This window comes from Akkermansia sp. UBA7090 (assembly GCF_002493465.1).
Lineage (GTDB): Bacteria > Verrucomicrobiota > Verrucomicrobiia > Verrucomicrobiales > Akkermansiaceae > Akkermansia > Akkermansia muciniphila_A.
The window spans coordinates 51,149-58,913 of the sequence record NZ_DKYW01000027.1 but is presented as its reverse complement, the minus strand read 5'-3'; the positions used below and the strand labels follow the sequence as shown (position 1 = coordinate 58,913).

The 7,765-nt window shown below is 52.6% G+C and carries 7 protein-coding genes; 6 read left to right on the top strand and 1 reads right to left on the bottom strand.

Annotation, left to right across the window (positions count from 1 at the left end):
- Nucleotides 1-888, top strand: an 888-nt coding sequence (locus tag B3075_RS09520; protein ID WP_290492079.1) for a hypothetical protein, incomplete at its 5' end; no start/stop codon positions are given.
- Between the two features lie 56 nt (nt 889-944).
- Here the strand turns inward: B3075_RS09520 and B3075_RS09515 are convergent.
- Complete coding sequence (locus tag B3075_RS09515; RefSeq protein ID WP_343125186.1) at nt 945-2,504, bottom strand: sugar transporter; 1,560 nt, start codon at nt 2,502-2,504, stop codon at nt 945-947.
- A gap of 355 nt (nt 2,505-2,859) precedes the next feature.
- Here B3075_RS09515 and B3075_RS09510 point away from each other — a divergent pair, with 355 nt between their 5' ends.
- From B3075_RS09510 to B3075_RS09490, 5 genes are read left to right on the top strand one after another with little or no spacing between them, the layout of a single operon-like run.
- Nucleotides 2,860-4,083, top strand: a complete 1,224-nt coding sequence (locus B3075_RS09510) for a glycosyltransferase family 4 protein (RefSeq protein ID WP_290488327.1) — start codon at nt 2,860-2,862, stop codon at nt 4,081-4,083.
- 24 nt (nt 4,084-4,107) lie between these two features.
- Complete coding sequence (locus B3075_RS09505) at nt 4,108-5,253, top strand: glycosyltransferase family 4 protein (RefSeq protein ID WP_290492078.1); 1,146 nt, start codon at nt 4,108-4,110, stop codon at nt 5,251-5,253.
- On the top strand, nt 5,253-5,870 hold the full coding sequence (locus B3075_RS09500; protein ID WP_257228760.1) for an acyltransferase: 618 nt from the start codon (nt 5,253-5,255) through the stop codon (nt 5,868-5,870). The genes B3075_RS09505 and B3075_RS09500 overlap by 1 nt, the downstream gene beginning before the upstream one ends.
- A gap of 46 nt (nt 5,871-5,916) precedes the next feature.
- On the top strand, nt 5,917-7,020 hold the full coding sequence (locus B3075_RS09495; RefSeq protein WP_290489583.1) for an acyltransferase family protein: 1,104 nt from the start codon (nt 5,917-5,919) through the stop codon (nt 7,018-7,020).
- On the top strand, nt 7,001-7,741 hold the full coding sequence (locus tag B3075_RS09490; RefSeq protein WP_290489581.1) for a GDSL-type esterase/lipase family protein: 741 nt from the start codon (nt 7,001-7,003) through the stop codon (nt 7,739-7,741). Before B3075_RS09495 ends, B3075_RS09490 begins: the two co-directional genes overlap by 20 nt.
- Nucleotides 7,742-7,765 lie beyond the last annotated feature (24 nt).

The window sequence follows — 7,765 nt, the reverse complement described above, 5'->3', positions numbered from 1 at the left end:
GTCAACCGCCTTTACGCCGCCGGGCTGGCCGCCGTGACGGACGCTTTTTCCGTCAGGTGTTATCCGCTCCCGGCGGATTGCTCGTCTTCCAACGGGACGGTTTTTAAAACAGACAAGGAACCCAATTCCCTTTATTTCAATGTTCCTCCCAATTCCTCTTTTACCGTGAAATGCGGCCTCGTGACCAACGCGAGACCCATGCACAATTATTCCAGCATCCGGGGGTGGGTGGCTCCGGTGCGCCTGCCTTCCGTCAGCGCTAAATTCACGGCCAGGTTCGGACAGATGACGACGATTGCGCGCATGGGACGGGACAGGGACGCGTTTACGCTGGTGCCGGATCAGGCGGCGGGCGGATATAAGATTGGGGAGATTATTGACATTACGTTTGATCATGTCCGGGACGCGGTCGCAGGGGGGTATCATATTCGTGTCCGGGAGATTTATTATTCCAATGCCGAGCAGAAATGGAAGATGAAGACGACGCAGGCCCTCGCGCCGGAGCCGTCTATCAATTCCGGTTATCCCGTCTGCGTGTACGCGGTGGTTTACGAGCAATACCAGGACGGGGGATATGATACCGAAGACAGGGGAACGTTGTGGCTGCTACATGGCGGGAATTCCACCCGCGGCTGCGTCAAGATCGCTACGGTGAAGGGGGTTCATTGCTTTGAGAGCATCTATCCCTTTTCCGGATACTATCTTGATATGGAGAATGCCAATAGCTGGGCTCTGTCCGGAGCATTCCTTCCGGCGACGATGCACTTGCATTGCAATAACGTCAATCCGGCGTATTACGGGTTTTCCTCCATGGAGAGCAACATCATTGTCTCCGAGGCGGTGGAGGATTTTGTTGACCCGGAAGCCGAAACGGCTACCGAAGAATGAGCATGAATAACGCAGCGTTCCCCTTCCCGCTGCCGGCAACGCCTCTACGTCCCTATTCAATTTTTCTTCCGCCACGGCAACCGGGTTTCCACAATCGCCAGCGCGCGGTGCGCCATGCCGCGCATGCCCTGCGTACCGCAATACATTAAAAGAACCGTCACTCCGCCATAAGAGACGGCCATGAGAAAGGCGCATAAAAACCAGGAGAAGAAAGATGCGGAAGGCTGCAGAGGAACGAATTTCCAGATCCAGTCCATGAACACGGCCGAAATCGAAACCAGCGCCAGCTGGTAACCGAACTGGAACCAGTAACTCATCACATTTTTTCTGAATCCCCAGTTATACAGCATGAAGGGCTTCCATATGCCCACAATAAGTATCAGGCTGAAGACTCCCCCCAACAGAACGCCGGGCAATCCCCATAAGTAACCTCCGATGATCGCCACGGAAATGTTGATCACGCTTTCCGCAAGAGGAGCCCACACATCCCAAAACAAACCGTAACCGTATAAAAACTGATCCACAACCCCCCGCGTAATGGTGATGAACAGCCTGATGACAAGCAGCAACATGATTTCCCAGGGAAGGATATATTCCGCCCCCAGCCAAAGCGTGATGAATGGCTCCAGAAGCTGGTAAAGGGGGAAACATACCGTGCCGGCAATCAGCATGCGCAGGGAAAACAGCTCACTAAACACTTTGCGGATTTTTCCCTCATTTCCCTCCGCAATCAAGTTGCCCACACTGGCTTCCGTACTGCCGAGCAGATTATTGACCAGAAGGTGCAGTTTATCCACAATGGTGGAATAGTTGCCGAAATAGGCCGCCATCTGGAGGGAAACAAAGGCATATACCAGAAACGGCGTCATCTGAAACTGGAAAAAGCTTCCCAGCCGATGCATAAACAGCTGCTTGGTGTATTTAGTGACTTCAGGATATTTTTTGAACAGTTCCTTCCCCAGGGCCACATTGCTTTTCAGCCAGGGATATACCTGATTGATCTTCCAATTCAGGATGAAGGAGTAAATAATGCCGAAGAACAGTTCTATCCCTATCCATAGATAATAGCTTCCCGTATACCATGCTGACAGCATCTGGCATATGATTTTGATAATGGATGCCGTCTGGAAATAAAACGCCACCACGTAATTCCTCTGGTCCGCTCCCAAAAGGGTCTGCCTGTAGTTGGCGAAATACCCAATCAGGGAAGAGGCCAGAAAGGAATAATAAGCAAAATAGATGATTCCATAGGAAAAGCCCGTGGAAGGGAAAATAACCGGGAGGAAACAGGAAAGCGCTACTCCAGCCGCGATGATCAGCCGCCCTATCCACCGGTACATGTATCCCAGCACGGAGATAATTTCATTAATCCTGGTTTCATCATGCTCAAAGATAGGCTTGTAAAGCACATACCCGATAGCCGTGCTTATGCCAAGTTCCGCCAAATTGAGGAAATTCAGCAGACTCATTAATGTTCCCGTCAAACCGACAAAATCGGCACCCAGGCAATTCAAGAATATTTTCCTTGAAAAAAAGGAAATGAGAAGAATCAAAACATAAAAAATGAGATTGACCCTGGCGTTCAACAGGCTTTTCTTTACGCGGGATTCTTCCATATTATTTATTTCATCAATTTCATCCTTTCCCGGGAAAAGTTAAAAATACCTGTTTTATTGATAACTGGATTATTTATTCAACCGGCAATACGCCAACGGGATATTGCCGGCCATACGGGTACGGAAAGCGGTGCCAATCTAACACAACATTCTGCTGCATCAATATCTTTTTATGAAGCCCCGGCCAACAGGCCTTCACAGGGAATAGAAACCGGACAAAATCGTCCGGTCCCATGCAGCCTCCTTATCCGATCACCGGGAAAAAACAAATTCCTCATTTTTACAGGGCCATGATCCGGAACAGTTCCATAAAGTGTCCTTGTTTTATTTCTTCTTTTCATCTACATTACCGCCCGTGAGCAAGGGCAGGATTCTCATCGTTACATATGTTTTTCCTCCGGAAGAAGGAGGCGTGGGCATGGCTGCCTATGAGATGGCCTGCAGCCTGAACTCCCTGGGCTGGGACATCCATGTCCTCACACGCCCTCTGGATTCACCGGAGGATTCTTTCCGCTCCCGCCCATACAGCCCTCTCACCACCCTGCCGGACACCCTGACTAAGAACAGAGCCCGCTTAAGAGAATATCTGAACGGGTTTCTGGAAGATTTCCGGCCGGATGTTATTATCTACCACTCCTGGGCGGATTGGTGCCGGGAAGAATTGCTGGACGCGGCACGGGATTCAGGCATTCCATTTTTCCTCCGCTCCCATGGAACAGCCACCAATTTCCATTCTTTTTTCCGCCTTAACTACCCTCCTTTTTTCGGTCTGAAAAAATGGCTCTGCTCCTTTTTCCAAATACGCAGGAATATCCTCAACGTATGCCGGAAATCACCTCTAAACCGCCTCGTTTTTCTTGACCCTTACGGAACACTTTTCAAAAGCTTTGATTATTATTACGCATCCAGACGCAAACTTTCCAATTATTCCTGCATTCCCAACACCTTCCCGGCTCTGAAAAGAACCGCTCCTTTTTTCCGGGAAAAATACGGACTTTCCTCCACCCCCGTTTTCACCTGCCCCGCCAGCGCCAGCATGAGGAAACGGCAGCTTCTCTTCATCCGCCATGTGAAACGCACCCATCTTCAGCAGATCACGTTTCTTTTTCTCATTCCCCAGCGCAATTCCTATGCGGAACAAATGGAACAGGCCATCGGGGATGATCCCAGATTCAGGATTCTCTACAGGCTCCCGCGTCCGGAGGTAGAAGCCGCCATTACGGAAAGCAATGCCGTTTTTCTTTACTCCTTCCAGGAACAGCAACCCCTCTCCATTCTGGAGGCGATGTCATGCGGCGTTCCCTGGTTCGCTCCGGATGCAGGAGCCCTTTCCACCCTGGAAGGGGGAATCGTCCTGAAAAACGCATCCCCCTCCGCGCTGGAAAAAGCTGTGGAATCGCTGACGGACGAAACAACACGGGAAACACTGGGACGTAAGGGCCTCCGGCAATGGGAAGCCCGTTACGCCCCCGACGCAGTAAACAGGAAGTGGGAGGAACTGCTTTTTTCCTCCACCCGTCCGGGAGAAAAGTCTCCGTTCGCGTCCTCCATCGTTCCGGACCATTTATCCACCTGCTAACACCTTGCCCCTTTTTCCCAATCCATGACGCCCAAACGCCCCCGTCCCGTATTAGCCATAGCAGCGGATCTCCCCCTGGGCCGGCTGCTGACGTCTTTCCGCAACAAGGACCGGCGTGCGATTCCCTGGATTTTTTCCCTTTTCCATGCTCTGGAATCTCAGGAAGATTTTGACATCCACTGGATTACTCTCAGCAAAGCCGTTTCCGCCGCGAAAACTATCCGGATGCGCAACCAGACCATCCATATTCTTCCCCTGGGCAGCATGGGCAAAAATATCCTGACGGCCCATTTCCTGACCGTCCGGAGAATACGCAAGACCCTGAACGATATCCAGCCGGACCTCCTGCACGTATGGGGCGTGGAGCAGGCTTACGCTCTGGCGGGGATTGCTTTCCAGGGAAAGAAGATCCTTTCCTACCAGGGGGCCCTCACCGCCTACTGCCAGCGCGCTCCGCAGGCCTTCCTCCTCCATATGCAGGCCCTTTGGGAACGCATGGCCGTCAAACATTATGATCTTATCACGTGCGAATCCCCCTGGGCATGCGACCGCGTTGCGGAAATTGCCCCCCAGGCCCACCTGTCCTGCATGGAATACGGCGTGGAACCTTCCTTTTACCATCTTGACAGAAGCCCGTCTCCAGAACCTTCCTGCCTCTTTGCCGGAACCATTTACGAACTGAAGGGCATCTCCTATCTGGTGGAGGCCTTCACGCATCCGTCCCTTTCCCATGTCCAGCTGTTCGTGGCGGGCAACGGCGCCCTCAGGGAAAGGCTGGAAGCCCGGTCCACCCCCAACATCCACTGGCTGGGCAGCATTTCCCGCGAAGAACTCCAGCAGTGCCTCTCCACGGCGTGGTTCCTGGTGCATCCCACCCTGGGGGATTGCTGCCCCAATATCGTGAAGGAGGCAAGAGTCATGGGCCTTCCGGTAATCACCACGGAAGAAGGCGGGCAGACTCAATATGTCCAGGACGGCGTATCCGGCTATATTGTCCCGGTCCGCAACAGCGACGCCATCAGGGAGGCCGCGCAGAAACTTTCAGCCAGCCTGGATAGGGCCATGTCCATGGGAATGGAGCGGCATCAGGAATGCCGCCGCCTGCTGGACGTAAAGCAGACAGTAACCGGGTGCCTGTCACGTTATCATACCATGCTGTATTCACGCTGATGAAATTATTCCTTATCCATCTGCTTTCAGGAATAGGGCGTCTGCTGCTCAGGCTCAAGGGGGTGCGCACCGGAACGGGCGTCATTCTTTCCGGGCTTCCCCTCATTAAAAAATTCCCGGGAGCGTCCATCACCATCGGCAACGGAGTCACCATCCACTCCCTGACCCGGATGAATCCGGTACTTTCCCATCACACCTGCCTGGCCGCCCTTTCCAATCAGGCAAGCATCATTCTGGAGGACGGCTGCGGCATCAGCGGAGCCGCCCTGGTCTGCGTCAACGGCATCCGCATCGGACGCCACACGCTGATAGGAGCGGACGCGCTGATTCTGGACAACGACATGCACTATCCCCGGAGCGGCTCCAGGTGGGGATCAACTCTGGGGCAGCCCGAACAGGGGCAGCCCATTTCCATCGGGGAAGGATGCTTCATCGGAGCCAGGGCCACCATTTTGAAAGGAGTCACCATCGGCTCCGGCTCCGTAGTCGCCGCAGGAGCCGTCGTCACCCGGGATGTGCCTCCCGGCTGCCTGGCCATCGGAAATCCCGCAGTAAATAAACCGCTCCCCGAACGTCTCAAACATCCCCGGGAAACACAACAAGCCATTTGCCCTTGAGCATTTCCCCTGCCTGCCTCAGGGGGCTCCAAAGGCAGACTCTTTCATGACACCGCAAAATCCTACAATTTTATTACCCTCATCCCGGGAACATTGGATTGACATATCCCGATTCCTCGCGGCATGCCTGATTGTATGCGTCCACGCGCCGGCCTTTTCTTTCGCCAGCCTGTTCCAGCTTCCGGTTTTCAACGGCCGCGTGGCATTTTTCCTGATTCTGGCAGGTTATTTCATGGGCCGGAATAATTCCTGGAAAAAAGCGTTCAAACGGGGTTATACGCTTCTCATTCCCTTTCTGTTCTGGAATGTAGTCATCTCTTTCCTCCATCCGGGAATCATGAATATGGAATTGCCGGAATACTTATGCAATCTTGTAGGCTTCCGCTCCCTTTTCACTCCCGATTTTATTCCTTTTTCCATCAATGAATTGACGGGAGAGCCCTTTTCCCCGCCCACATGGTTTTTGAGGGATATTATTCTCTGCTCCCTCATTTCCCCCATCCTGCTGAAATTGAAATATCCGGTTTTTGTCCTGATCCTGATTTGCTTCAGCACGGACTGGCTCCAATACCCCGTGCCGTCCAACAAAATCACTCTTGCTCCATTCACCGTCTCCCTGTTCAGCCTGGGCCTTTTCCTGTCTTCCATCAAACTGGCTGAAGTAAAACACTTTTACAAAAATTCCTTTACTCCCTTCGTCCTGCTCGCCGTAGGCGCCGGGTTTCTGCTCAGCATCACCAACTATTTAAGCGTCTGCCAGAATAACCCGGAATGGAACATGCACAAAATACTGGCATCTTATGGAGTATGGAACATCTCCTGGCCGGCTGTCCATTTGAATTCCCTCTGCCCTGTCTTCGGGGCGCTTCTTCTCATGGCCCTTGGAATCTGGCTGGAAAAGAAAATTCCCGTCGCCAGAAAGCTGTCCAATTATGCTCCCGCCTGTTTCCTGATATTCGTTCTTCATTACCCTTTAATCATGTTGATCCCCACCCATATTTGGAAACAATCCTTTTTCGCGCCCTTTGTATTAATCCCCGCCATCATTTTCCTTATCGTCGCATTCTACCTTTTCCTGAGAAAACTCTTCCCGGCCTGCCTGCCCTATGTCGCCAACGACCGCATCACCCATGTTCCCAAAAAAAATTAAGGCCTGTATTCTCTTTTTTCTTTTAACCGTTCCGGCCGCATTAGGCGCCGTCTGGTGCGCCAAACACGCCTACCGTTACCATTTAGCTGTCCATCCCCTGCCCTATTCCCCGGAACAGGGCGCCCTGCTGGAAAAACACCGGCAGGACAAACACAACGCCCGGCTGAATCCCCATGCCCCCGTGTTGTTCCTGGGCTCCTCCACCATGGAATTCTGGCTGAGAGAAGGGAAACGTTCCTGGGAAACCTGGTTTTCCCCTCTGGGATGCCTCAACCTGGGAACCAGAAGCGAGACCACGGGCAACCTGCTCTGGCGCATCAATGACGGCCTGACAAGCCCGCTGACTCCCAAAATAATCGTCCTGTATTCGGGGGTCAACAATCTGGGAATGCAAAAAAGCCTGGGATGGACGGCTTTTCAGGGAAACGTGGCCATCGTCAAAAAAATCAGGGAGATTTACAGCCCGGAGACGACCGCCATCATTGTCATTCCCCCGCTTATCGCGCAAAAAGGGTCGCGCATGGAAACCTTCAGAAATTGTCTGCTCCAACACGACTTTGGAAAAAATGTCCATGTCCTCCCCCTTCATTTCTTCCTTCCGGGAAAGGATGCCAGCCTTTATACTTGGGACGGCCTTCATCTCAACGCCCTGGGATATGAAGCCATCTCGCCTCCGCTTTTCCGCTTCCTCCAACAGCTTTTAAGCAGGAGCAGTCTTTAGGGCCTCACAAAAACAATAAGCTCT

Bases quoted from the DNA above. Each gene is read 5' to 3' on its own strand.
- B3075_RS09515 (WP_343125186.1), bottom strand. From the start codon at position 2,504: ATGGAAGAATCCCGCGTAAAGAAAAGCCTGTTGAACGCCAGGGTCAAT.
- B3075_RS09505 (WP_290492078.1), top strand. From the start codon at position 4,108: ATGACGCCCAAACGCCCCCGTCCCGTATTAGCCATAGCAGCGGATCTC.
- B3075_RS09500 (WP_257228760.1), top strand. From the start codon at position 5,253: ATGAAATTATTCCTTATCCATCTGCTTTCAGGAATAGGGCGTCTGCTG.
- B3075_RS09495 (WP_290489583.1), top strand. From the start codon at position 5,917: ATGACACCGCAAAATCCTACAATTTTATTACCCTCATCCCGGGAACAT.
- B3075_RS09490 (WP_290489581.1), top strand. From the start codon at position 7,001: ATGTTCCCAAAAAAAATTAAGGCCTGTATTCTCTTTTTTCTTTTAACC.